We start from the raw sequence: 23,951 nt of genomic DNA, 5'->3' as shown, positions 1-23,951 counted from the left end.
GCATTCACGCGAACACCGCGCACATCCCCAACACCGAGCAATCCACCTGGAATGGCCCGAAGAATTCGCCATTGGATTTGATCGGCGGATTGCCCACCAACAGCTCCAGAGCCTTGGCGGTCTGAATGTTGTGGGCGATGTTGTGGTTGCATTCGATAGCCCGCGCCACCGACCCCGCCGAACCCTGCCCGATCCCAAGTAAAGAAGCGCCATTGGTCATGAACGCCAGGAAGGCGATGACCCAGAGCTTGCGTCCTTTCATGCCCCCACCACTCCCGCCACGTCGGCATGATCGAGCAATACGTTTGGCGCGCGGTGTTCGAATTGAATGGCGGGATAAGCGACCTGGATCGGTGCTTGAACGGTTTGTTGCGATTGAGCCGAAAGGCTGACGGCCAACACCATGGCCACGTAAAGACCGATGGCCAGGTAGGCGCCGTATTTGGCAGAAGTAATGATTGCGCTGGCCATGGTGTTCTCCGTGGGCATGTTTCAGTGCCCACAGAATCGATCAAAAAACAGAAGATAACTAGCGAGCTTTATGCATAGTAGCTATCAGTTTTATTGATCATGACCCCAGCGTATTTTAGTTCTCGATAGAACTCATCAAGCGCTCGCGGGCCGCATCCGGCTCGTTGGGAACGGGCTGGGCAGCCGACAGAATCGGGGTGGAATAGAGAAACAGGAGAACCACTGCCAGACGCATCGCCATGCTGTCGATCCTTTTAGGGAAGGAGTCAAAAAATCAGCGTCAAATTTAAACTCATGGCGATGTGATATCAAGCAATACATTGATAGCAATATGATGCTGTCGTAAATGCGTTATGCAGGAGCGACATCACTTCGATGCTTTTCGACGCCTTGCAGGTCGATCGGCAAGTGACTTCGCTCCTGCATAAAAGGTGCAGGGTTTACATTTCAGTGTTGGGATTTGTGATCCAGCGCGGCGTAGAAGTTGGCGCTCTGTTGCAGGTATTTCTGGGTGTAGCTTTGGGTGTGGGATTTTCTGTCGCTGATTTCAACGTTGGCGCTGGCTGGCAGTGCAACAGTGGCAGAGATAGCGGAAGCGGCGATGACGGAGAAGAGATTGAAGTTCATGGCGGTAGTCCTCGATTCAGTTGGCTTGCTTGCCCGGTGGGGCCGTGAAGCAAACTTAACTCCCGAGGGTCGGCGCCTTGAAATGCTTTGTAGCATTAGCCGATATCAGCCTCATTAATAGAAGGTTGCAGGCCCCATCAACCGGGGCCTGCGGTCTATTGACGCACCAGGAACTTGAGATCGCTGGGGGCATCCATCGGCAGTTTCTGCACGGTTTTACCCAACAGCCCAGTCTTGGCATCGCGCTCGACGACGACAATCTGGTTGCTCTTCTGGTTGGCAATCAGCACGAACTTGCCACTCGGATCGAGGCTGAATTCGCGCGGGTGATCACCGTCCACGGAGCGACGCTGAAGCTCCTTGAGCTGTCCGGTCGCCGGGTCGATGGCGAACACCAACAACTGATTGGTGGTGCCACGGTTGCTGACGTAAAGGAACTTGCCGTCGGCCGAGGCGTGAAGCGCAGCCGCGGCCTTGCCCGACGTCGGCAGACCCGCCGCCAGATCGACCAACTGCGTTTGCTCAAGCTTGCCGTCGCGGTAATCGAACACTGCGACCTGCGCGCTCATTTCCATGGTCAGCCAGGCGTGCTTGCCATCGGCACTGAACAGCAAGTGTCGCGGCCCGCTGCCAGGTGGTAACTGGACGGACGCAGGTTTGGCGGCGGTCAACGGCCGTTCCGGATTGGCCTTGGGATCGAAGCGATAGACGAAAATCTTGTCCGCTCCCAAGTCGTTGGAAAACACGTACTGGCCATCCGGAGATGAAACCACCGAATGCACGTGCGCCGACTTTTGCCGCTCGGGGTTGACCCGGCTGGACGGATGACTGCTCATCTGCACCACGGGTTTTAGCTTGCCGTCGGTGCCCACCGGTAACACCGCCAAGGTGCCGCCCGGGTCTTCAGCCACCGAGTAGTTGCTGACAAACACGTGACTGGCATCGCCGCTGACGCTCGAGTGCGTCGGCTCGTTGCCCAGGGTTTGCACCTGACTGATCAGGTTCAACTCATTGGTCTTCGGGTCAATTGCATAACTGCTGATACGCCCTACCGGATCCGCCTGGCCCGGGCCGTTTTCGTTGACCGCGAACAGGCGCTGTTGATCCTTGGATACGGCGAGCCAGGACGGGTTGGCGCTCTTCACCACCTGCAGGGGTTTGCCGTCGATCTGCCCGGTGTGGCTGTCGAAACCCAGACGATAAATCCCCTGGCTCTGGCCGGCGGTGTAGGAGCCCACCAGCAATTCGTAACTGTCGACCGGGGCCGCTTGCACGCCCATTGCGCCGACGCTGCCAGCCATCAACAGTGGCCAGAAGTTACGCATCCTCATTCGTTTCGTCCTCATCGTCACCACCGCCGAACGCTTCCATAGGCACCAGCCGGTGCTCGCCGGAATCGCCGGTAATGATCCAACTCTTCAAGTCGGGATCGAACGTCGCGGCCGCGATCTGCGCCATGCTGAACTCCCAGCGCTTGAGCGCCCGACCGTCCATGCATTCGATGTGCAGGTTATCGTCTTCATCGAGGGAAAAGTCGAACGCGTGCAGCCCGTCGATTTCAAGCATGTCGCAGACTTCGAGGGCGCTGAGCAAGGTGTTGGTTACGGCAGTCATGGCAGTCAATCTTTGAATGGGAAAGGCGCAATGATAGCTCAAAGTGAAAGCGGGCCAGTGTCACTCACAACACTCACACACGACACCAAACAAAATGTGGGAGCGGGCTTGCTCGCGAAGGCGGCGGCACATCCAACATCGCAGTGACTGTCAAATTGCTTTCGCGAGCAAGCCCGCTCCCACAGGGACTGCGTACAACCGTTAGAGAGCTTCGCGCGATGGCTTGCCGTCGACCAGGCGCTGGATGCGCAGCGGATTACCATTTTTCAGCGCTTCCGGCAGCAGGCTGTCGGGGTAGTTCTGGAAGCACACCGGGCGCAGGAAACGGTCGATGGCCAGAGTGCCCACCGAGGTGCCGCGTGCATCGGAAGTCGCCGGATACGGCCCGCCATGAACCATCGAGTCGCAGACTTCCACGCCGGTCGGATAGCCGTTAAGCAGGATTCGTCCGACCTTCTGCTCCAACAATGGCGTCAGTTCGCCGAATTGTTCGAAGTCTGCCGGCTCACCGATGATCGTTGCCGTCAGCTGCCCATGCAGACCGTTCAACGCGGCATTGAGTTGCGCCTGATCCGCCACTTCGACGAACACCGTGGTCGGGCCGAATACTTCCTCTTGCAGCACTTCATCGCCATCGAGCAACAGGCTGACATCGGCCTTGAACAGTTGCGGTTGCGCCTGATTGCCTTGTTGCGGACTGCCCGCCAAATGCTCGATCTTCGGGTGCGCAAGAAGCTTCTGCAAGCCCTTGCCATAGCTGCTCAAGGTGCCGGCATTGAGCATGGTTTGCGCCGGTTGATCGCCAATCAGCCCCGCCACCTGCTGCACGAACGCGCTGAACTGCGGCGAACGAATACCGATCACCAACCCCGGATTGGTACAGAACTGCCCACAACCCTGCACCACCGACGCCGTGAGGTCTCGGGCGACGCTTTCAGCACGAGCTTCCAGCGCTTGAGGCAGCACGATCACCGGGTTGATGCTCGACATCTCGGCGAACACCGGAATCGGCTGCGCACGTGCCGCGGCCATGTCGCACAGCGCACGGCCACCTTTGAGCGAACCGGTAAAACCGACTGCCTGAATGGCCGGGTGCTTGACCAGCGCTTCACCCACCCCGCCGCCGTAGATCATGTTGAACACACCGGCCGGCATCGACGTGTTCTCGGCGGCGCGGATCACGGCATCGGCCACCCACTCAGCAGTGGCCATGTGACCGCTGTGGGCCTTGAACACCACCGGACAGCCAGCGGCCAATGCCGAAGCGGTGTCGCCGCCCGCCGTGGAAAACGCCAGCGGAAAGTTGCTCGCACCAAACACCGCGACCGGCCCGAGGCCGATGCGGTACTGACGCAAATCCGGACGCGGTAATGGTGTGCGCTCAGGCAGCGCCCGATCAATCCGTGCGCCATAGAAATCACCGCGCCGCAGCACCTTGGCGAACAGACGCATCTGGCCGCTGGTGCGACCACGCTCTCCTTGAATACGACCGGCCGGCAACGCAGTTTCGCTACAGACCACGGCGACAAAGTCATCACCCAACGCGTCCAGTTCATCGGCAATCGCATCGAGAAATTGCGCACGTCTTTCGGCACTCAGGCTGCGATAGGCCGGGTAAGCAGCGGCGGCAGCCTTCGCAGCGGCGTCGACTTCTTCAAGGGTGGCCTGATAGAAATTGTGAGGCAAAGCCTCGCCAGTGCTGGCGTCGACGCTCTGGAGTTTGACCTCGCCAGCAGCGCTGCGCTGACCGCCAATGTAGTTGTGACCAAGAATCCGGGTCATGGGTGTCTCCTTAAAGTGTGCCGACGGTGCCGGGTTCAAACGCCGCTTCAACGGGCTCAATGCCGTTGATCAAGGGTGCGCCGAACTCAGCCTGGCTGATCTCGAACACGTCACCCGGTTGGGTGTGAATGCCATCGGCGAAGGACAGGGTCGCGGTGCCGAAGAAGTGAATGTGCACGTCGCCGGGGCGCAGGAACTGGCTGTACTTGAAATGGTGGTACTCGAGGTTTTCCAGGCTGTGGCACATGTTCGCTTCACCACTGAGGAACTCGTTCTGCCATAACACTTCACCGTCACGCAGGATCCGACTGGTGCCGGCCAGATGCTGGGGCAATTCGCCGACCCGAAGCTCCGGGCCATAGCTGCAACTGCGCAATTTCGAATGGGCCAGATACAGGTAATTCTTGCGCTCCATCACGTGATCGGAGAACTCATTACCCACCGCGAAACCGAGGCGATACGGTTTGCCGTCGTGGCCGATCACATAGAGGCCGCTGAGCTCGGGTTCCTCCCCGGCATCTTCGGCAAACGGCGGCAGCGGAAATGGTTTGCCCGGTCGCACAACGATGCTGCCGTCGCCCTTGTAGAACCATTCCGGTTGCACGCCGGCCTGGCCGGTCGCGGGTTTACCGCCCTCCACGCCCCACTTGAAGATGCGCATGGTGTCGGTCATGGCGGTTTCGTCGCCAACCTGCTGATGCATTTTGTCCCGGGCCGAAGCGCTGCCCAGATGGGTCAGGCCAGTGCCGCTGACCAGCATGTGCGCCGGGTCCGGGTGATCCAGCGGCGGCAGGATTTGCAGATTGGCGAGCAGCGCTGAATAGTCATGGCTGATGCCCAGCCCCAGGGTTTGAACCTGTTGCTCAAGATTGCCCCCCGCCTCGATCGCCGCCAGCGCCAGATCCCGCACCGAGCGCGCATCCCGCACTTCGCGCACCAGGCCGTCCTCGACCACGCCGACGCGACGTTCGCCGTGACTCAATTCGAACTGAACTAAACGCATGATTTTTCTCCTGTTAAAGCAAAACTTCAAAACAACGCAGGACCCTGTGGGAGCGGGCTTGCTCGCGAAGAGGCCGCCACATTCAACATCACCGGTGACTGACACTCCGCCTTCGCGAGCAAGCCCGCTCCCACATTTGGATCGTGTTGACCTCAGGTACGGGTAGCGCCCCGGGCGCTGGCGGCGAACTGGTCGGCCGGCAGCACATGCTTACGCTCCAGCAACCGATAAACCACACCCGTCAGGACCAGGCCGAACACCATCACGCAGGACAGGAAATACAACCCCGATGCCAGATTGCCCGTGTATTCCTTCAACGCACCGATCACGAACGGACCGATGTAGCCGCCGAGGTTGCCCACCGAGTTGATCAACGCGATCCCCGCCGCCGCACTGGCGCCGGCGAAGAATCGGCCCGGCAAGGTCCAGAACACCGCCGTGCAGGAAAACAGCGCGAACGCCACCAGGCACAGCGCCGCCAATTGCAGCACCGGCACGGTCAGCCAGGCGCTGAGGAACAGGCCGATGGCGCCCAATACATACAGCACCGCCAGATGGCCGTAGCGATCATTCAAGCGATCGGAACTGCGCGGAATGATCAGCAAACCGATGATCCCGAAGATGTACGGCACCGACGACACGAACCCGGTCATCAGGTCAGTGCCACCGAACTGCTTGATCAACGTCGGCAGCCACAAACCGAGACCGTAGATGCTCAGCGTCACCGGCAGATAGAACAGCGCCAGCAGCAACACGCGCTTGTCCTTCAGTGCATGCAGCGGATTGCCGTGGCGGGTCTGGCCGTACACCTCCAGGTCCTTTTTCAGCTCACCGGTCAGCCAGTCTTTCTCAGACTGGTCCATCCATTTCACCTGTTGCGGACCGTCCGGCAGGTAACGCAGCACCGGCCAGGTCAGCAGGATCGCGGGTGTGCCGATGACGATGAACAGCCACTGCCAACCGTGCAGGCCAAGAATGCCGTCCATGCCCAGCAAGCCGCCGGACACCGGGCCGGTGATCATCATCGCGATGGGTTGGGAAAGGATGAACAACCCGAGAATCTTGCCGCGATGGCGAATCGGGAACCATTGGGTGATGTAGTACAGAACGCCCGGGAAGAAACCGGCTTCGGCCGCGCCGAGCAGAAAGCGCATCACATAGAAGCTGTTCGGTCCCTGGACGAACGCCATGCCGATGGTGATGGCACCCCAGGTGACCATGATCCTCGCAAACCAGCGTCTTGCGCCGAAGCGGTCGAGCATCAGGTTGCTGGGGATTTCCAGCAGGAAGTAGCCAATGAAGAACAGCCCGGCACCCAGGCCATAAGCCGCGTCCCCCAGACCGATGTCGGCGCCCATGTGCAGCTTGGCGAAACCTACCGCGGAGCGATCCACATAGGCGATCAGGTACAGCAGGATCAGGAAGGGAATCAGTTTCAGCGTGATGCGACGAATAAGCCGCAGTTCCTGGCTCATGAGTTCGGTCTCCGATTGTTGTTGTTATAGAACCTCGGGGGACGCCTCTCGCAGAAAACTGCCAGGGCCTTCCCTCCGTTGAAAATGACTATATAGTAATACTATTTAACCAACAACCCTTCCAAACAGGCGAAATTGCGCATATGTTACGCCAGAGCCTGAACAATATAGTCATACAATAAGAGAACCGATCATGTCTGATAAGAAACCCACCCTGCGCTCCGCCCAATGGTTTGGCACCGCCGACAAGAACGGCTTCATGTACCGCAGCTGGATGAAGAATCAGGGCATCGCCGACCACCAGTTCCACGGCAAGCCGATCATCGGCATCTGCAACACCTGGTCGGAACTGACCCCGTGCAACGCGCATTTCCGGCAAATCGCCGAGCACGTCAAACGCGGGGTGATCGAAGCCGGCGGCTTTCCAGTGGAATTCCCGGTGTTCTCCAACGGCGAATCGAACCTGCGCCCCACCGCCATGCTCACTCGCAACCTGGCGAGCATGGACGTCGAGGAAGCGATTCGCGGTAACCCGATCGATGGCGTGGTGCTGCTCACCGGCTGCGACAAAACCACCCCGGCGCTGCTGATGGGCGCGGCCAGTTGCGACGTGCCAGCAATCGTCGTCACCGGTGGGCCGATGCTCAACGGCAAGCACAAGGGCCAGGACATCGGCTCGGGCACGGTGGTCTGGCAGCTCAGCGAACAGGTCAAGGCGGGCACCATCACCCTTGACGATTTCCTCGCGGCCGAGGGCGGCATGTCACGCTCGGCCGGCACCTGCAACACCATGGGCACGGCCTCGACCATGGCCTGCATGGCCGAAGCACTCGGCACCTCCCTGCCCCACAACGCGGCGATTCCGGCGGTCGATGCGCGCCGTTATGTGTTGGCGCACATGTCCGGCATGCGCGCGGTGGAGATGGTCCGCGAAGATTTGAAACTGTCGAAAATCCTGACCAAGGAAGCCTTCGAAAACGCCATTCGGGTGAACGCCGCCATCGGCGGTTCGACCAACGCGGTGATCCACTTGAAAGCCATCGCCGGGCGCATCGGTGTCGAGCTGGACCTGGATGACTGGACCCGCATCGGTCGCGGCATGCCGACCATCGTCGACCTGCAACCGTCCGGGCGTTTCCTGATGGAAGAGTTCTACTACGCCGGCGGCTTGCCCGCAGTGCTGCGCCGCCTTGGCGAAGCAAACCTGATTCCGAACCCGAATGCCCTCACCGTCAACGGCAAAACCATCGGCGAGAACACCAAGGACGCGCCGATTTATGGCCAGGACGAAGTGATTCGCACCCTCGACAACCCGATCCGCGCCGACGGCGGCATCTGCGTGTTGCGCGGCAATCTGGCCCCGCTGGGTGCGGTGCTCAAGCCATCCGCCGCGAGCGCCGAATTGATGCAACATCGCGGGCGTGCGGTGGTGTTCGAGAACTTCGACATGTACAAGGCACGGATCAACGACCCGGAACTGGACGTGGATGCCAACTCGATTCTGGTGATGAAGAACTGCGGACCGAAGGGTTATCCGGGCATGGCCGAAGTCGGCAACATGGGGTTGCCGGCCAAGCTGCTGGCCCAGGGCGTGACCGACATGGTGCGGATTTCCGACGCACGCATGAGCGGCACCGCTTACGGCACCGTTGTTCTGCATGTGGCACCGGAAGCCGCAGCGGGTGGACCTTTGGCGACCGTGAAGGAAGGCGACTGGATCGAGCTTGATTGCGCTAACGGCCGTTTGCACCTGGACATTCCGGATGCGGAGCTGGCAGCGCGCATGGCGGATCTGCAACCACCGCAACAGTTGATCGTGGGCGGTTATCGTCAGCTGTACATCGACCATGTGCTGCAGGCGGATCAGGGTTGCGACTTTGACTTCCTCGTCGGTTGCCGCGGGGCCGAGGTGCCGCGTCATTCTCACTGACACCATTCATCTAATGTGGGAGCGGGCTTGCTCGCGAAGGCGGAGTGTCAGTCAGCATTGATGTTGAATGTGACGGCCCCTTCGCGAGCAAGCCCGCTCCCACATTTAATCCCCATCTGCTTCAGGACTGTGCTTGCTCTGGCGACCGTCCTCGCCGCGCCTGCTATCATGCGCGGCACCCCATCGCACAGGATCGCGCCGTTCCCCATGGATTACCGCAAACCCTCCGACCGCAAAAGCATGCACTCGCGCATCGTCCAGGAATTGGGCATGCAGATCGTCTCGGGACGGTTCAAGCCGGACGACAAACTGCCCGCCGAAGCCCTGCTGTGCGAGGAATACGCGGTCAGCCGACCGGTGCTGCGCGAAGCCACTCGCGTATTGGTGGCCAAGGGCCTGGTGTATTCCCGTCCGCGGGTCGGCACGGTGGTCAAGCCGCGCAAGGAATGGCACATGCTCGACCCGGACGTGCTGCACTGGCTGATGCAAAGCAGTCCGCAAAATGAATTCTTTGATCTGCTGACCAGCGTGCGCAGCATCATTGAGCCGGCCGCCGCCGCGTTGGCCGCGCAGTTCGCCACCGACGAAGACATCGCCTCCATCGGTGAAGCCTACCAACGCATGGAAGCGGCACCGACGCCTGAAGCCTTGCTGCAACCGGACCTGGATTTCCACAGCCGGATCGCCGACGCAACCCATAACGACTTGCTGGCGAACCTGTGCAACATGCTGTCGGTAGCGATTGCCGAAGCCTTGAAGCATTCCAACCAACGGCCGAATCTGCATGAACTGGCGCTGCCACGGCACAAGGCGATCCTGACCGCTATCGAAAACCGTGACGCCCTCGGTGCCCGGCATGCAACGCTGGTGCAACTGGATGATGCGCGCAGTGCGCTAAGCACGGTGCTCGGTCAAGTCTTGTAACCACACGCCATAACCCATTCCGCACAGGCGGTGACAGAATGAGATTTCCTGCTCAGGGCCGATGATCCGGCCCAGAGGGACGGACGCTATGACAGCGCCGACCTATAACACGAAAAGGATTTCGTCATGCTCACCCCTGTTGCCCCGGTATCTCCTCCATTCAGCCAACTGCCCGCCCGGGCGGTTCAGCAGCGATTCGCCAGTCGACCGACACTGCTTTCTGTGATTATCAATGCATTACACGACAGGTTGCTGGAGCATTACCCCACACTGGATTTCGATCCGATAAAGATCAAGCTGGCCAGCCCCGCTGTCGGTGGCCATTGGGATCTGAAGCCGTTGAGCCAAGTGGTTATCGACCATCTGGTCAACCCGCAGATGCTGGACTTCACCCCACAGGACTCAAGGGCGTTTTTCCTCACGCAAGTACCACCCAAACGCCTGGACACCGCAGCCTGGCCTCATGTGGACATGCAAATCATTGCCAGCATCATTGCCGAGCTGCCATCGACGCTTTACCTCGATTACCAGCAGGTATTGGCTGACTACTGGAGCCTGACCGACGACAGCGGCATCAGTCGCTGGCAATGGTTCAGCGAGTTCCTCCATGACCAGTTGAAAGCCGCAGCCTTATACGCCTCGAATCTAAGTGACGAACAGCGAGACATGGTGCGGCAGGTCACGGACTGGCCCGACAGAGTCGAGCGCTCGCCCAAGACCAGCAAAACCGTTTACGCCTATTTTCTGGAAACGACACTCGGCAAAGACGATAACGAAATACTTCTGCTCGGGCCTGAAATTCTGTTGATGTGTGAGAAACAAGTGTTGCTGTGCAGCGTTGACGGCCACGTCCAACCTTTCGATTCCCTGGATGACTTCGGCAGCGCCTGGGGGAAGAAGATGCAAAGCGAGTTTTTGATCGACCGTCTGACCTGGAAACGCTATGAGCCCAATGGCAACCTGTTCGAGCTCCAGGCGGGCCTGATCCTTAATCGGCAGCTCGAAAACCTGGCCGCATTGTCATTTTCCAGTTACCCGAGCGAGCAAGACCTGACGCAACGTCTGGACACCCTCACGGATCCGGCAACGCGGTTCATCCGGCAATCGACAGCGCCACCAACGATGCTGGCACAGCTGCACTCGCAACTTCCCGACTGGTTGAAACAGGCTTCGGCCACTGATCGCTTCGCCTATCGACAGCACCTGCTCGACCTCGCAAACGTCACCGCTCAAAGCCATGGACAGTCATTTAATGAAGGCATCGAGGATATCCGAAGCTTCAGCCGCGAGGCGCTGCGAGCGCAGATAAAGCAGGATCACGACGTCGACTACAACCCCGACGATCTGGTGCTGGACTTCGCCGTCGCTGCCGGCTATCCGGGAGGTGCCGGTTTTATCGAACATGTGCGCATGTCCCTGACTGATCTGGCCCTGAAGAATCTCGCCGGCAAGCCCCGGGGCCGCCTGCGGGTTTTGCGCAAGGACGGACAGACTCCCGAAGACTGGTTGAACGAGGACTATATACTCGGCAGCAAAGGCCTTATCCAGCGCGTCGACATCGGTACGGTCTATCCGCAAAGGATCAAGACGTTATTACTATCGGACACCGTGGATGCCCGGCGCCGAGAAGCCCTGTTTACCCGCGAACTGCGAGTCCAGTTACCGGTGCGCGCGCTGGAGTACAAGGTCAGAAAACAATGTGGCTTGACCGACAAGGGTTATCGCTACGTCAAGGCGCTGATGGGGCAGACACCTTCCGAGCGCAAAGTCGACGAACAGGACATCGTCATCCGCCCCCTGGCGTTTCACAGAAAGTCCGGTGCCAAACCCGATACGGTGGACAACATGTTCCTGATCGAACCCCTTGATCCGAACGTTGGCCCACATCTTCTTTATCGTCCGTTGTACGCCGAAGCCCTGCTGGAGTACCCGTCGCGCCAGGCCGTCCTCGATGCCATCGCCGAATCCGGCGCGTTGCAAACCAGCGTGCTTACATGGATGGCGGACAACGTACGAGGCATTTACGACAGTGACGGGTTCAAGGAACCGCACATTGTTCGCTTTCACTTGGGCGACGAATTCGAACGTCCACGAAAACCTGCCCCCACAACCTTGGCCAGCAATGAGGGTGCAGAAGTATTGCGCCAGTCGCTGCACGACGGTCGACTGCTCAACGACCTATTCACCAGCACCGCTCGCACCTTGGTCGATCTGGCCGAGCGTGAGTCGGTGTCCAACAGTGAAAGCCGTTGGGCCGTTCTCATGGAGGGTGCATGGTTACTCTTCAATACGCTGCTGCTACCGCTGACGCGAGGGCCGCTGATGCTTGCCGGATGGATGACGGTACTGATCACCAGCCTCAAACAGGACCTGCCCGCCCTCGACAGCGACGATCCGAAAGCCAAAGAGTTAGCGCTGATTGATCTGCTACTCAATACCGCGATGGTGCTGTTGCACCTGGGAGCCAGCTCGGAGAGCGCCCATCAGCAGCCATTGCCATCGAAACTCCCTGAACAAACCGCCCCGCGCCTGAAACCCTGGCGCAGACTGGCAAATCACGCAGAACCGATGCCTGCCGCCCTCGTTCATCAAGGTTCGCCGGGCATCCCACAGGAACCGGTAGGTGGCAGCCATACGGTGCTGGATTTCACCAGTTCCATTGCCACCTCTAAAGCGGCCGACAAGCTGCTCAATGCCTTGTTGGACTTTCACGTGCCATGGCCGCAGAAGTTGCCACCGGCCGAGAAAAACGGGTCTCTGAAGGGACTTTTCCGGATCGACGATACCTGGCACGTCAGCATTGGCGGACTTTTTTTCCAGGTCAGCGTCGTGCCGGGCTTCGCAGAGGTCTACCTGGTAGATCCGGCCCATTCCGATCGCCCCGGCTTCAAACTCGCCAGCGACGGCAAGGGGAACTGGCGACTGGATCGGGGATTGAAGCTTGAAGGCGGCATGAGGGGGCGACTCCAGGCGGTGCGCGATGAAAACCGGCTCCGGCTACATGAACTGACCACTCATAAGGATCGCCTGAAGCAGGCCCTCGCACCATTGGTACTCTCTCAATCAGAGGCGAGGAGATCATTGTTTTCCGCGAGGGAAATGCTCGACGCACAAAAGAAAAAGCTCAGGATCGTATGGGAGTTGCTCGGCAAGGCTACACCAGAGCAGAAGGTCCAGCTGACCTCGCGTCATAGCCAGGAAGTGCTCAAGACAGCAGAGGCCGCCGCTATACATGACAGAGAGCTCAATATTTACAAGGAGCGCATTGACACGTTGAACGCAGAGATGCCGAAGTTGACCGACGCGTACAACGCCTTGATCGAAGTCGACAGAACCAGGCCTTACGAGAGCGAACGTGATAATGGGCTTTTACTCATCTGGGACGCTCTGGATATCGTTCATGAGCAAATAAAGCTGTTGGGGCGCGATCTCCTTCAGACCAGGAACGGGGAATACCTCAATGAACTCGTCGCCCGTTTTCCTGAAGAACTGGGTCAGGAAATACCGACAGCCTATTTCGAATTTGTCGACAACCGGCGGGCAGAAATCGAGATAACCAACAGGCTCATCGAGTCCGCCAAAACACTTGAAACGACTCAGGAAAAGGCAGGTGAAAAACTGCGCAGTCGAAAAATAGTGAAGCACTTGTTCAATGCCGAAAACTACCTCCCCGCTTCAATCAAGCTACACCAATTGCTGTCGCTTAAAGAACTGGTTCTGGAACGCAGCTGCAGCTCCAGAGACCCGGCAGAGTATCCCTTTGTAATGCGACTCGTCGGCTCTTCAATGGACAGCACAGTGCTGTCCCACATGGAGATCTGCAGCAGCTCCGGCTACGCAACCACCGAGCAGATAGCCGTCCTTGAAAACATCCTCAAGCACTACGAGGAAATCGACAATGCCGTCCATTCGTTGAGTGAAATGGCATCTGGCTTCTTGCGCAAGGAGTATCAAACGCCCTTTCTGGAGCAACTCAACGAAGCGCGCGTCAGCGCCGAAGAACAACTGGCTGCACTGATTCGAGAAAACGAAGGGGTCGCGCCCCAGTCCGCACATATCAAACCGATCAGGGCCAAGCCGTCCACCAAAAGGGTATTCAAGTCCCGCAACAAAGGCACCCTGATCGGCGACATTCGACCATCTCGGGAAAACCATCAAGGTAGTTTCATCGATGTTCAAGATCCGATTACCGAACAGAAAATTGCGAGCTACATGGAACACCCCGAGGAAGGTGTCTGGGTTGAAGTCGTGCAGGGCACGCCCACTCAACCAACATTGCCGCCAGGGTCGCGACCTTTATCGGCAATAAAAAAGGAAATGCATGCGCTGATTGGCCAACGGGCAGGTATCGAAAACTCGATACGCTTCCAACAGAAAAAGCTGCAGGATCCTGGTCGGCTCGAAAGCCTCAACCCCTTGGACTGGAATGACATGCTGGTCCAGTACGCCGAAAAGCTCAACGCCTTGGCCCATGAAATTGATAACACCCATCCTGCTGCGCCGCAGGCCCCCCAACTGAGTGAAACCCTTCGTAACGAGGCACTCGAAGCAACTCGCCAGGCACGCCTGTATTGCAGCGAGGGCTACAAAAAACAGCTGCCCAAGGCAGAAAACATCCACTACTTATGGAAGAACGGTTTCGTTGACATCAATCTGGTGGGGCGTTTGATACAGACGGCTGCCGGAGACTATCTCACCGAATATGCAGTACGCGAAAAGAACACATTTAACGTTTTATGGTATGCGCACTTTCATTACGCCAGCCTTGATATGCCTCGACCGGACTACAGCATTGGCCATTTAAAATTACCGGAGCAGCGCTTTCTGACACGCAAGGATCTTATCCGGCAAGCCGCCGCCGACAACCGTGCCGTGGCAAATCTGGAGAAATCGCTGATCAAACCGCCATTGGATGAAACACTGTTCTTAAAACTCTGAATCAAGTTTCCAGCCCTGAACAACACGCTAAAAAAAAAGCCGCAACCCATGATTGCGGCTTTTCTGTTTCAGCCAGGGATCAGTGAGCAAACAGCGAGTTGCCCTTCTGCCCTGCCAGTTTCTCCGGTTTGATCAGGAACCGCGCCAGCGCTGGCAGCAGCCACAACGCGCCGAACATGTTCCAGAGCAACATGAAGGTCAGCATCAGGCCCATATCGGCCTGGAACTTGATCGCCGAGAAGATCCAGGTGCATACACCGATCGCCAGGCACAGGCCGGTGAACAGCACGGCTTTACCGGTGGACTTCAGCGTCTGGTAGTACGCCTCTTGCAACGGCAGGCCGGCACGCAGGAAGCTTTCCAGACGGCTGTAGATGTAGATCCCGTAGTCCACGCCAATCCCCACCCCGAGCGCCACTACCGGCAAGGTCGCCACTTTCACGCCGATGCCCATGAACGCCATCAATGCGTTGCCGAGGACCGAGGTCAGTACCAGCGGCAGCACAATGCACAAGGTCGCCGCCCAGGAACGGAAAGTGATCATGCACATGGTTGCGACGCAGATGTATACCAGGACCAGAATGGTCAATTCGGAGCGTTTGATCACCTCGTTGGTGGCCGCCTCGATCCCGGCGTTACCGGCGGCGAGGATGAATTCCAGGCCTTCCTTGTTGTTCTCTTTGGCGAAGTCCTGCACCGCATGCACGGCGCGGTCCAGGGTTTCGGCCTTGTGGTCATTGAGGAACACCAGCACCGGCGCCAGGGAGCAATTGTTGTTGTACAGGCCATCGGCGCGGGCGATGGAGTTGTTCAGCACGTCCGGGTTGCGCGACAGGGTTTCCCATTTCAGGTTGCCCTCGTTCATGCCCTTGATCATCTGCTTGGACACGGTCACCAGGGAAATGGCCGACTGCACACCCTCGGTGTTCTGCATCTTCCACATCAGCTCGTCGATCGGCGCCATGGCCTCGTAGCGCGAGCAACCTTCAGACTTGGTCTTGACCATCACCACCAACACGTCGGAACTGGTGGAGTAGTTATTGATGATGAAGCTGTTGTCCTTGTTGTAGCGCGAGTCCGGACGCAGTTCCGGCGCGCCCTGGTCGAGGTCACCGATTTTCAGGTTCTGGCTGTACCAGAGGCCACCACCGAAAGCGATCAGCGCCAGGGCAATAGAGATCGGGGCGACTTTGGGGCTGGCAAAATTCGACAGCAGGCGCCAGAAAGGATGCTCGCGGTGCGCGTCTTTCTTGCTGCGTTCGACGGCGCGCTTGCTGATACCGACGTAGGAAATCGCCACCGGCAGCAGGATCAGGTTGGTGAACACGATCACCGCCACGCCGATGGACGCGCCGATGGCCAGTTCACGAATCACCCCGATGTCGATGATCAACAGCGTGATGAAGCCCACCGCATCCGCAAGGATCGCGATCATACCCGGCAGAAACAGCTGACGGAATGTGCGCCGCGCTGCGGTCAGAGCGTTTTCCGCCTCGCTGGACTGCAAGGCGATACCGTTGATTTTCTGCACGCCGTGGGAAATCCCGATGGCGAAGATCAGGAACGGCACCAGCATCGAGTACGGATCAAGCCCGAAGCCGAAGAAGTGCATCAAGCCCAGCTGCCAGACCACCGCCACCAGCGTCGTGCTCAATACCGCAACGGTGCTGCGCATGCAGTTAGTGAACCAGTACAGCAGGATCAGGGTAATGACGAAGGCTACGCCGAAGAACATCACCACCATGACCAACCCATCGATCAAGTCGCCGACTTTCTTGGCGAACCCGACAATGTGGATCTTCACGTTAGGGTTTTGGGCTTCGAACTTGTTGCGGATCTTGTCTTCGAGTTCATGGGAGAACTTGCGGTAGTCCAGCGCCAGCAACTTGCCCTGATCCTGTGGGTCCGGATAGGACTCCAGCAGCGGGATGTCGACGATGCTCGACTTGAAGTCGTTGGCCACCAGGCGCCCGACTTGCCCGGACTTGAGCACGTTATTACGCAGCAGATCGAGGCTTTGCTGGGAGCCGTTATAGCTCTGGGGAATCACTTCACCACCGGCGAAGCCCTCCTCCGTCACCTCGGTCCAGCGCACGCTCGGGCTCCACAGCGACTTGAGGCCGGAACGGTCGACGCCGGAAATGTAGAACACCTCGTCGTTGATCTGACGCAGGGTCTCCATGTACTCCTTGGAGAAGATGTCGCCGTCGGTGGCTTCCACGGAAATCCGCACCGTGTTGCCCAGGTTCGCCAGATCGTTGCGGTGCTCCATCATTTTTTCAATGAACGGATGCTCGAGCGGGATCATTTTTTCGAAACTGGTGGACGGCCGGATCAACGTCGCCTGCCAGAACAGGAAAACACTGACCAGCAGGCAGATGACGATGACTGCCGGGCGGTTGTTGAAAATCAGGCGCTCAAGAAACGTCGCCTTATCCTGATGAGGAGTGCTTAAGGATGTCATAGACCCGCCTTCTTATTATTTGCCCGGCTCATTTGGACGACCCGTTTTTTCCATTCTCTGCGCCGGTGGGCGAAGTGACGCGAACGCCACCCTGTCCTGCCAGAATCAGATTGCCGTTGCCTGCCGCAGTCACCGCCGAGACGGAAATGCGATCCGGACGGTTGAACACGCTGAAGGTTTCGCCGTCGTCGGTGCTGCGAATCACGCTGCCGCCATTGCCGACGATCACGATGGAATCGTCATCGAGCAGCGTGGCGCCAGACAGGCCGAATTCCAGTGTGCCACGTGCAGCCTTGAGCTCGACCTGCTCCCAAGTGCTGCCGAAATCCGTGGAACGGTAGAGATTGCCGCGCAACCCATAGGCCAGCAGCGTGGCCGGTTGCGCGGTGCCAATCACACCGAACAGCGAGCCTTCGTAGGGGCCCTCAAGCTTTTCCCAGGTCTGCCCATCATCGGCGGAGCGGAACATGCTGCCCTGTTCACCGACGATGAAAATGCCGGAATCCTTGACCGCGGCAATCGCGTTGAGGTGGAACTGGTCTTCGTTGTCGAGGCGATCGCTGACGTTTTCCCAGTTTTTACCGCCATCGGTGGTTTCCAGCAAGGCACCGTAAGCGCCCACGGCAAAGCCGCTGTTAACGTCCTTGAACCAGACGTCGAGCAGCGGCGATTCGCGTGTCAGGTCTTCGAATTGTTTGGTCCAGGTGATGCCGCCGTCTTCGCTGGCGAGGATCTGCGCGTCATGGCCAACGGCCCAGCCGTGTTTGTCATCGACAAAAAACACCGCCGTCAGCAGTTGCCGGGTCGGCACCTTGGCCTGGGCCCAGGTTGCGCCCTGGTCATCGGAATACAGAATGTGCCCGCGATCGCCGACCGCCACCAGGCGTTTACCGGCGTGAACGACATCGAGCATCAGTCCTTTGCTGGCCTTGGCGGATTCAACGGAATAAACCACATCGGTGGCCGACGCGGCAGCAGCCAGCGCAGGCGCCGACAGCACGGTACAGCCCAACAGCGAGAGCGCTGTAGCCAGCAACGCGAACCGGCGTAACGCTGGCGGGCGGCAAATACTCACACCCATGACAGGCTCACTCATAGACCTTCCCCCACATTATTATTGTTAGGTCGTTCAACCCTTCAGGGCGCCGTAAGGGATGCGCATCGGGATTGACCTATTCAGGAGCATAGTCCTGAAACCCGCAATCCAGAGCCCCTTCGGAAGCTGGCTTATCCTATCGGGGTTTGGAAAGGTCTGACAATCGACGCCACGTTATGTTTTGTTAACTGGAGGGGATATGGGTTGTGGGTGAATGAGGAGCTATTCGGAGGGGTGATTGGGGTTTGGTGTACATCAAAAATCCCGGTCGGCTATCAGGCCGCCATCGCAGGCAAGCCAGCTCCCACAATTGAACGACGTCGATTACCCCGCCGCCAACCCCTTCCCCGCCCGCTCCAGATTGCGCCATAACCAAACAGGCAACACATCAGGATCCAGACTGTCGATCAGATTCTTCAACGCCAGCCCAAGTTCGGTATCACCCTCAATCACCAAACGCCGGCGAAAGAACAGCGTATCTGGATCCTCCTGACGGCTCGCCAACAGTAAAAACTCACGCCAGTTGCCACTGATCGTCACATGCGCCACGGCCTGCTCGGCAATCCGCAACCCTTTACCACTGAGCGTCAGATACCAGGACAACCCCAGATCCGGAATCCGCAAGCACAACCAACGCCCGCGTAAAACTTCAAACTCGCCATCACGCAACGGCCCGGCGAGGCAACGGTTCAGCGCCTGTTGCAACGCCAGGCGCTGCACGGCAAAAGGCACTCGGCGCATCAGCGGCAACACCCGGTCGGCACCTTTCAACAGCCACTTTTTTCGATTCAACACAGGCCGACCTCCTCGACGCGCAGCATGCCGGCCTGGCCATGCCAGTAACCATTACACCCTTCGACAAACAACGGCGGTGTCTCGCCCAGACGAACCCGTTGATAGGCGGCAATCACTTCGGCCATGCCCTGAGCGCGAGGGCTCAAGCGCAACAGATCAGCACCGCAGGCCACCAGCCCGGAATAATCGGCCAGCAGATTGGTCACCTCGGCCGACATTGTCTGAATACCGTTGATGGTGAACAGCGCCTGCCCTTCCTGGCTGGTCAGCGCCAGGCCGTCGGGGTAGTTGATGCAGCAAAACTGGCAGTCGTCCTTGGGCCGGTTCTCTGCCCGAGCCGTAAAGCAGCGGGCGGAATAGGCCAACGGCAAATGCCCATAGGCGAAGATTTCAACTTCCGGCACTGCACGGCCCAGTTCGCGTACCTGTTCGATCACATCACCAATCAGCGCCGCCGAACATTCCACGGGCGGCACCCAGCGGGTCATGCCGCTGTCGAGCAGTTGCGTCAACGCATGACCGTTGTACAGATTGAGGGCCGGGCCGCCCACGAACGGCAACTTGCGTTCGGCCAAAAACTGCACCGCGCCCATGTCGTTGGCTTCCACCAGCAATTGGCCGTTGTCGCACAGCCGGCGCAGGCTGGAGAGTTCAGACGCAGCTTCGATCAGCGTCAGGCTGGAAAGCACCAACTGCGCCTGACTGCATTCCTGCAACTCACGGCCCAACCCCAGCCATTGATCCAGCGAAAATGCCCGGCGTTTCGAGCACACGGTTTCCCCCAGGTAAATCACATCCAGGGGCAAGGCCGACATCTCGGCGTAAAAGTTGCTGAGTTGCTCTTTGTCCCAATAAAACAGGACCGGTCCCAGGCTGAGTTTCATGTCGAATCCCTCATTGCCATGATCGATGATAAGCACCCAGAGTGGTCTGGCTGCCTTCGGACAAACCGGCCAGCACCTGACGCCATTCCTCCTTGACCCGAAAACTGCCCGGTGCGCCACGATGGGCGTCCAGTGCTGCGCGCCAGACACGGGTGACTTGTTCGACATAGGCCGGGCTGCGTTGGCGGCCCTCGATCTTCACGGCTTCGACGCCGATGGCCGTCAGTTCCGGCAGCAAGTCCAGGGTGTCGAGGCTGGTGGGCTCCTCCAGCGCATGAAAGCGTTTGCCGCCGACCAGGAAGCGGCCCTTGCACAAGGTCGGGTAACCGGCCGATTCATCCGGGGTGTAGCGGTCGATCAGTACTTCGCTGAGGCGCGCGCTCAAGCCCTCGGCGTCCTCGCTCCAGCGCACCGCTTTGGCTGGCGAACAGACACCGCACAGGTTCGGCGACTCGCCGGTAATGTAGGAAGACAGGTGGCAACGCCCTTCGGCCATGATGCACAAGCTGCCGAAGCCAAAGACTTCGATGGGCACCGGGCTGCTGGCGGCGACCTGGCGTACTTGCGCCAACGACAACACCCGCGGCAGCACCGCGCGCCGAATGCCGTAGCGCTGCGCATAAAACTCCAGCGCGGCGGCATGGGTCGCCGAACCCTGGACCGACAGATGCAACGCCAGTTGCGGGTGACGCTGACTGGCGTAGTTGAGCACTCCGGGGTCGGCGGCGATCAGCGCATCCACGCCGAAATCAGCCGCACGATCCACCGCCCGCTGCCAGCGCTCCCAGCCCTTGGGTTGGGGGTACGTGTTGACCGCGACGTAGAGTTTGCGTTGATGCTGACGGATATGGGCGACCGCGGCGTCGAACTGTTTGTCGTCCATGTTCAGCCCCGCGAAATGCCGGGCATTGGTGTCATCGCGAAAGCCGACATAGACGGCATCGGCGCCTTGGCGCACCGCCGCTTTAAGCGCAGGAAGGTTCCCTGCCGGGCAGACCAGTTGCATGGGTAATCCTCATGAAAAAACGCAGTCCGAGGCCTAATCAGTCATGGTTGGAATGCGCTTGTGGCGAGCGAGCTTGCTCCGGGCGGCGTTCCGACGCTGGACTGCGCAGCAGGCCTAAATAACAGGGCCGCTTCGCGACTCAGCGGGAGCAAGCTCCCTCGCCACACAGTCTAGCGAGACCGGCAGGCACGGCCTTGACGGCAATCAATTGCCATCAATGCATCAGGTCGGCGAAGGACAGGAACATCACGTTGTCGTGCTTGAGCACTTGCTGCTCGCACTCGATCACCGCCAGCCCGTCGGCCCAGCACGCGGCGGTCAACATCGCCGAGCTTTGCTGAGGGTGCAGTTCCACACTCAACTGGCCATCGGCGCCGGGCGTCAATCGGGCCCGCAGGTACTGCCGACGCTTGTTACGCTGCAACCAGTCGAACCCGGCGGGCACGGCCAACGGCACCGGCAGTACGTCAGTCACGCCTTGGGCCCTGAGCAGGAACGGACGCACCACCACCAGCGCGGTGATCAGCGCCGCCGAAGGATTTCCCGGCATGCCGATCCAGGGTTTGCCGGCCACTTCACCAAAGGCCAGTGGCTTGCCCGGCTGAATGGCCAGCCGCCAGAAATCGACGTTGCCCAGTTCCTCGATCGCCTGTTTGAGGTGATCTTCCTCGCCCACCGACACGCCACCGGAACTCAACAGCAAGTCGCATTCCGAAGACGCCAGGCTCAAGGCATGCCGGCTGGCCGCCAACTCATCGACCATGACGCCATAGTCGTGCACCTCGACGCCCCAGCCGCGCAACAACGCGGCGAGGCAATACCGGTTGCTGTTGTAAATCTGCCCCGGCGCCAAGGGATCGCCCGGCTCACGCAGTTCATTACCGCTGCTGAGCAGGCATACCTGCAACGGCCGATAGACCTCGACCCGCGCGATACCAGCGCCAGCCAGCAACCCCAGTTCTTGTGCGCGCAGGCGTTTCCCGGCCTTGAGCAACAGATCCCCGCGACGAACTTCCTCACCCTCCTTGCGCACGTGATCGCCCACGGACACGGACGGGAACCAGACGCGCTCGCCCTCGACCCGGCAGCGCTCTTGCGGTACGACGGTATCGGCGCCCGGTGGCAATGGCGCGCCGGTAAAGATCTGCACCGCCTGCTGCGCGAGCAAGGGCGAGCACGCTTGATCCCCCGCCGCAATGCGCCCGCCAATCGATAAACAGCCACCCGCCTGGGGCAAGTCAGCCGCCCAGAGGGCATAGCCGTCCATGGCACTGTTGTCCCAGGCCGGCAGGCTCACCGGGGAATGAATGTCCGCCGCCAGCACCCGCCCCATGGCTTGATCCAGACGAACCATTTGCGCCAGGGGCGGCGGCGGTGCCTGATCCAGCAGACGGCTGATGGCCTCGTCCACGGGCATCAGGTTGCCGATGTCGCACACCCGGCCGGTCATGCGCGCGTCTCGCAGGCGTCGATGACCCGCTGCGCTTGCGGTTTCAAATGCGGGGCGAAATTGCACGGGCCGGTGCGACTGTCCAGTTGTTCGAGCAGGATCTTGTTCCAGGCCGTCCGGCAGGCACCCGGCGAGCCGGGAATGCAGCACACCAGCACGCCGTTACTCATGCCGGCCAGTGCCCGGGACTGCAGGCTGGACATGCCGATTTCCTCCAGAGACACCTGCCGGAACAATTCGCCGAAGCCTTCCACATGCTTGTCCAGCAATGGCAAGACTGCTTGCGGTGTGTTGTCGCGAGCGGTGAAACCGGTGCCGCCGGTCATCAACACCACTTGCACCTTGGGGTCGGCGATCCACCGGGAAACGGTGGCGCGGATCTGATAAATGTCGTCCTTGACCAGATCACGGTCGATCAACACATGCCCGGCTGTTTGCAGCAAATCGGTCAGGGTCTGCCCCGAAGTGTCGGTGTCAAAGGTGCGCGTATCGCTGATGGTCAGTACGGCGATGTTCAGGGGTTCAAACGTGCGTTGCGCCAGATGGGCCATATCCAGGTCTTCCCGTAGATGAGGGTATGGCCCGAAGCCTGAACCGGAATAGCGAGCGAGCCTATTCCTCCAAGGAGGTACCTCGTCCGGGACATAGAAAGAATGTGCCGGCACAAAACCTGTGGGAGCGGGCTTGCTCGCGAATGCGGTGTGTCAAACAACATAAATGTCGACTGACACACCGCATTCGCGAGCAAGCCCGCTCCCACACTGTCCTCCATCGCTACAGGTCCTGCGCAATGGGGCTCAAGGCGCCAAGCGATTTCGTTGCCATGCACCATCGCGCAACCGGTAATCGAGTCGATCATGCAAGCGGTCGGCCCGCCCCTGCCAGAACTCCAGACGTTCAGGGTGCAGGCAGTAGCCGCCCCAATGCTCGGGACGCGAGACGGTCTGGCCAACGAAGCGTTTGATGGTTTCAGCCAGCATGGATTCCAGCGCTGCGCGACTGGCCAGCGGACGGCTTTGCGGTGAAGCCCAGGCCCCCAGGCGACTGGCCACCGAGCGGGAATCGAAATACGCGTCGGAGAGTTGCGGATCGAGCCTGGACACCTGCCCTTCGATTCTCACCTGACGCTCCAGTCCCGGCCAGAAAAACGTCATCGCGGCATAGGGATTGGCGGCCAGTTGCTGACCCTTGTCGCTCTGGTAATTGCCGAAAAAAGTAAAACCTTCATCGCTCAACCCCTTGAGCAGCAGAACCCGACAGTGCGGCCGTCCTTCAGGGCCGACCGTCGCCAGCACCATGCTGTTGGCCTCGACAGGTGCGCACTCGGTGTCGCGGGCCTGTTGCAACCACTGCCGGAACATCGCCAGCGGATCATCCAGCGCAGCCTCATCTTGCAGGCCATTAAGGGTGTAGTTACGGCGCATCTGAGCCAGGGAAAGCGGCATGACGGTGATCTCCGGAAGGTTTTACGCAGTGTGCGAGGCACTGCGCA

Annotated in this window: 20 protein-coding genes; 3 read left to right on the top strand and 17 right to left on the bottom strand. The window is 59.4% G+C overall.

What is annotated here, in order from left to right; translation table 11 throughout:
• Positions 1–4 precede the first annotated feature (4 nt).
• The 9 genes from KW837_RS04720 to KW837_RS04685 form a co-directional block, all read right to left on the bottom strand.
• Entirely contained in the window at positions 5–262 is a 258-nt protein-coding gene (locus tag KW837_RS04720) for a hypothetical protein (RefSeq protein WP_218394690.1), read from the bottom strand.
• On the bottom strand, positions 259–471 hold the full coding sequence (locus KW837_RS04715; RefSeq protein ID WP_192342855.1) for a hypothetical protein: 213 nt from the start codon (positions 469–471) through the stop codon (positions 259–261). Before KW837_RS04715 ends, KW837_RS04720 begins: the two co-directional genes overlap by 4 nt.
• Before the next feature lie 115 nt (positions 472–586).
• Positions 587–712 carry a hypothetical protein gene (locus tag KW837_RS28685; protein WP_256348531.1) on the bottom strand — a complete coding sequence of 42 codons (126 nt, stop codon included), beginning with the start codon at positions 710–712 and terminating at the stop codon, positions 587–589.
• A gap of 206 nt (positions 713–918) precedes the next feature.
• On the bottom strand, positions 919–1,098 hold the full coding sequence (locus KW837_RS04710; RefSeq protein ID WP_218394689.1) for a hypothetical protein: 180 nt from the start codon (positions 1,096–1,098) through the stop codon (positions 919–921).
• 155 nt (positions 1,099–1,253) lie between these two features.
• Positions 1,254–2,429 carry a lactonase family protein gene (locus tag KW837_RS04705; RefSeq protein WP_218394688.1) on the bottom strand — a complete coding sequence of 392 codons (1,176 nt, stop codon included), beginning with the start codon at positions 2,427–2,429 and terminating at the stop codon, positions 1,254–1,256.
• Positions 2,416–2,712 carry a DUF5629 family protein gene (locus KW837_RS04700; protein WP_008011324.1) on the bottom strand — a complete coding sequence of 99 codons (297 nt, stop codon included), beginning with the start codon at positions 2,710–2,712 and terminating at the stop codon, positions 2,416–2,418. The genes KW837_RS04705 and KW837_RS04700 overlap by 14 nt, the downstream gene beginning before the upstream one ends.
• Before the next feature lie 201 nt (positions 2,713–2,913).
• Complete coding sequence (locus KW837_RS04695) at positions 2,914–4,494, bottom strand: aldehyde dehydrogenase (NADP(+)) (protein WP_218394687.1); 1,581 nt, start codon at positions 4,492–4,494, stop codon at positions 2,914–2,916.
• Positions 4,495–4,504: 10 nt separating this feature from the next.
• A complete protein-coding gene (gene araD1 / locus KW837_RS04690) occupies positions 4,505–5,497 on the bottom strand; it encodes an AraD1 family protein (protein ID WP_218394686.1) in 993 nt (330 codons plus the stop codon).
• A gap of 152 nt (positions 5,498–5,649) precedes the next feature.
• Entirely contained in the window at positions 5,650–6,972 is a 1,323-nt protein-coding gene (locus KW837_RS04685) for an MFS transporter (protein ID WP_192342849.1), read from the bottom strand.
• 193 nt (positions 6,973–7,165) lie between these two features.
• On the opposite strand from KW837_RS04685, the gene KW837_RS04680 reads away from it, so the two are divergent.
• From KW837_RS04680 to KW837_RS04670, 3 genes are all read left to right on the top strand, one after another.
• A complete protein-coding gene (locus KW837_RS04680) occupies positions 7,166–8,902 on the top strand; it encodes an IlvD/Edd family dehydratase (RefSeq protein WP_007901147.1) in 1,737 nt (578 codons plus the stop codon).
• Between the two features lie 207 nt (positions 8,903–9,109).
• Positions 9,110–9,826, top strand: a complete 717-nt coding sequence (locus tag KW837_RS04675) for a FadR/GntR family transcriptional regulator (protein ID WP_032830095.1) — start codon at positions 9,110–9,112, stop codon at positions 9,824–9,826.
• 126 nt (positions 9,827–9,952) lie between these two features.
• Positions 9,953–14,764, top strand: a complete 4,812-nt coding sequence (locus KW837_RS04670; protein WP_218394685.1) for a dermonecrotic toxin domain-containing protein — start codon at positions 9,953–9,955, stop codon at positions 14,762–14,764.
• A 79-nt stretch (positions 14,765–14,843) separates the two neighbouring features.
• Here KW837_RS04670 and KW837_RS04665 read toward each other — a convergent pair whose 3' ends face one another.
• The 8 genes from KW837_RS04665 to pdxH all read right to left on the bottom strand — a co-directional run bounded on the left by KW837_RS04665 (position 14,844) and on the right by pdxH (position 23,904).
• On the bottom strand, positions 14,844–17,228 hold the full coding sequence (locus KW837_RS04665) for an RND family transporter (RefSeq protein ID WP_007901145.1): 2,385 nt from the start codon (positions 17,226–17,228) through the stop codon (positions 14,844–14,846).
• 28 nt (positions 17,229–17,256) lie between these two features.
• A complete protein-coding gene (locus KW837_RS04660; protein ID WP_218394684.1) occupies positions 17,257–18,324 on the bottom strand; it encodes a YCF48-related protein in 1,068 nt (355 codons plus the stop codon).
• Positions 18,325–18,648: 324 nt separating this feature from the next.
• Positions 18,649–19,119 carry an SCP2 sterol-binding domain-containing protein gene (locus KW837_RS04655; RefSeq protein WP_218394683.1) on the bottom strand — a complete coding sequence of 157 codons (471 nt, stop codon included), beginning with the start codon at positions 19,117–19,119 and terminating at the stop codon, positions 18,649–18,651.
• A complete protein-coding gene (locus tag KW837_RS04650) occupies positions 19,113–20,003 on the bottom strand; it encodes a U32 family peptidase (protein ID WP_218394682.1) in 891 nt (296 codons plus the stop codon). Before KW837_RS04650 ends, KW837_RS04655 begins: the two co-directional genes overlap by 7 nt.
• Before the next feature lie 10 nt (positions 20,004–20,013).
• Positions 20,014–21,009 carry a peptidase U32 family protein gene (locus KW837_RS04645; RefSeq protein WP_218394681.1) on the bottom strand — a complete coding sequence of 332 codons (996 nt, stop codon included), beginning with the start codon at positions 21,007–21,009 and terminating at the stop codon, positions 20,014–20,016.
• Between the two features lie 214 nt (positions 21,010–21,223).
• Positions 21,224–22,459, bottom strand: a complete 1,236-nt coding sequence (glp, locus tag KW837_RS04640; protein WP_218394680.1) for a gephyrin-like molybdotransferase Glp — start codon at positions 22,457–22,459, stop codon at positions 21,224–21,226.
• Positions 22,456–23,010: a molybdenum cofactor biosynthesis protein B gene (gene moaB / locus KW837_RS04635; RefSeq protein WP_218394679.1), complete on the bottom strand. Its 555-nt coding sequence runs from the start codon at positions 23,008–23,010 to the stop codon at positions 22,456–22,458. The genes glp and moaB overlap by 4 nt, the downstream gene beginning before the upstream one ends.
• Positions 23,011–23,256: 246 nt before the next feature.
• Positions 23,257–23,904 (bottom strand): pyridoxamine 5'-phosphate oxidase, encoded by a 648-nt coding sequence (gene pdxH, locus KW837_RS04630; protein ID WP_218394678.1) that lies wholly within the window; start codon positions 23,902–23,904, stop codon positions 23,257–23,259.
• Between the last annotated feature and the right edge of the window lie 47 nt (positions 23,905–23,951).

Origin of the sequence: Pseudomonas sp. PDM24, from assembly GCF_019218905.1 — a bacterium.
In the GTDB taxonomy this organism is placed as follows: domain Bacteria; phylum Pseudomonadota; class Gammaproteobacteria; order Pseudomonadales; family Pseudomonadaceae; genus Aquipseudomonas.
This window is presented reverse-complemented; position numbering and strand designations above follow the sequence as displayed.

Excerpts from the sequence above, each read along its gene's own strand:
- KW837_RS04720 (WP_218394690.1), bottom strand. The coding sequence starts at position 262 with ATGAAAGGACGCAAGCTCTGGGTCATCGCCTTCCTGGCGTTCATGACC.
- KW837_RS04715 (WP_192342855.1), bottom strand. The coding sequence starts at position 471 with ATGGCCAGCGCAATCATTACTTCTGCCAAATACGGCGCCTACCTGGCC.
- KW837_RS28685 (WP_256348531.1), bottom strand. The coding sequence starts at position 712 with ATGGCGATGCGTCTGGCAGTGGTTCTCCTGTTTCTCTATTCCACCCCG.
- KW837_RS04710 (WP_218394689.1), bottom strand. The coding sequence starts at position 1,098 with ATGAACTTCAATCTCTTCTCCGTCATCGCCGCTTCCGCTATCTCTGCC.
- KW837_RS04705 (WP_218394688.1), bottom strand. The coding sequence starts at position 2,429 with ATGAGGATGCGTAACTTCTGGCCACTGTTGATGGCTGGCAGCGTCGGC.
- KW837_RS04700 (WP_008011324.1), bottom strand. The coding sequence starts at position 2,712 with ATGACTGCCGTAACCAACACCTTGCTCAGCGCCCTCGAAGTCTGCGAC.
- KW837_RS04695 (WP_218394687.1), bottom strand. The coding sequence starts at position 4,494 with ATGACCCGGATTCTTGGTCACAACTACATTGGCGGTCAGCGCAGCGCT.
- araD1 (WP_218394686.1), bottom strand. The coding sequence starts at position 5,497 with ATGCGTTTAGTTCAGTTCGAATTGAGTCACGGCGAACGTCGCGTCGGC.
- KW837_RS04685 (WP_192342849.1), bottom strand. The coding sequence starts at position 6,972 with ATGAGCCAGGAACTGCGGCTTATTCGTCGCATCACGCTGAAACTGATT.
- KW837_RS04680 (WP_007901147.1), top strand. The coding sequence starts at position 7,166 with ATGTCTGATAAGAAACCCACCCTGCGCTCCGCCCAATGGTTTGGCACC.
- KW837_RS04675 (WP_032830095.1), top strand. The coding sequence starts at position 9,110 with ATGGATTACCGCAAACCCTCCGACCGCAAAAGCATGCACTCGCGCATC.
- KW837_RS04670 (WP_218394685.1), top strand. The coding sequence starts at position 9,953 with ATGCTCACCCCTGTTGCCCCGGTATCTCCTCCATTCAGCCAACTGCCC.
- KW837_RS04665 (WP_007901145.1), bottom strand. The coding sequence starts at position 17,228 with ATGACATCCTTAAGCACTCCTCATCAGGATAAGGCGACGTTTCTTGAG.
- KW837_RS04660 (WP_218394684.1), bottom strand. The coding sequence starts at position 18,324 with ATGAGTGAGCCTGTCATGGGTGTGAGTATTTGCCGCCCGCCAGCGTTA.
- KW837_RS04650 (WP_218394682.1), bottom strand. The coding sequence starts at position 20,003 with ATGAAACTCAGCCTGGGACCGGTCCTGTTTTATTGGGACAAAGAGCAA.
- KW837_RS04645 (WP_218394681.1), bottom strand. The coding sequence starts at position 21,009 with ATGCAACTGGTCTGCCCGGCAGGGAACCTTCCTGCGCTTAAAGCGGCG.
- glp (WP_218394680.1), bottom strand. The coding sequence starts at position 22,459 with ATGACCGGCCGGGTGTGCGACATCGGCAACCTGATGCCCGTGGACGAG.
- moaB (WP_218394679.1), bottom strand. The coding sequence starts at position 23,010 with ATGGCCCATCTGGCGCAACGCACGTTTGAACCCCTGAACATCGCCGTA.
- pdxH (WP_218394678.1), bottom strand. The coding sequence starts at position 23,904 with ATGCCGCTTTCCCTGGCTCAGATGCGCCGTAACTACACCCTTAATGGC.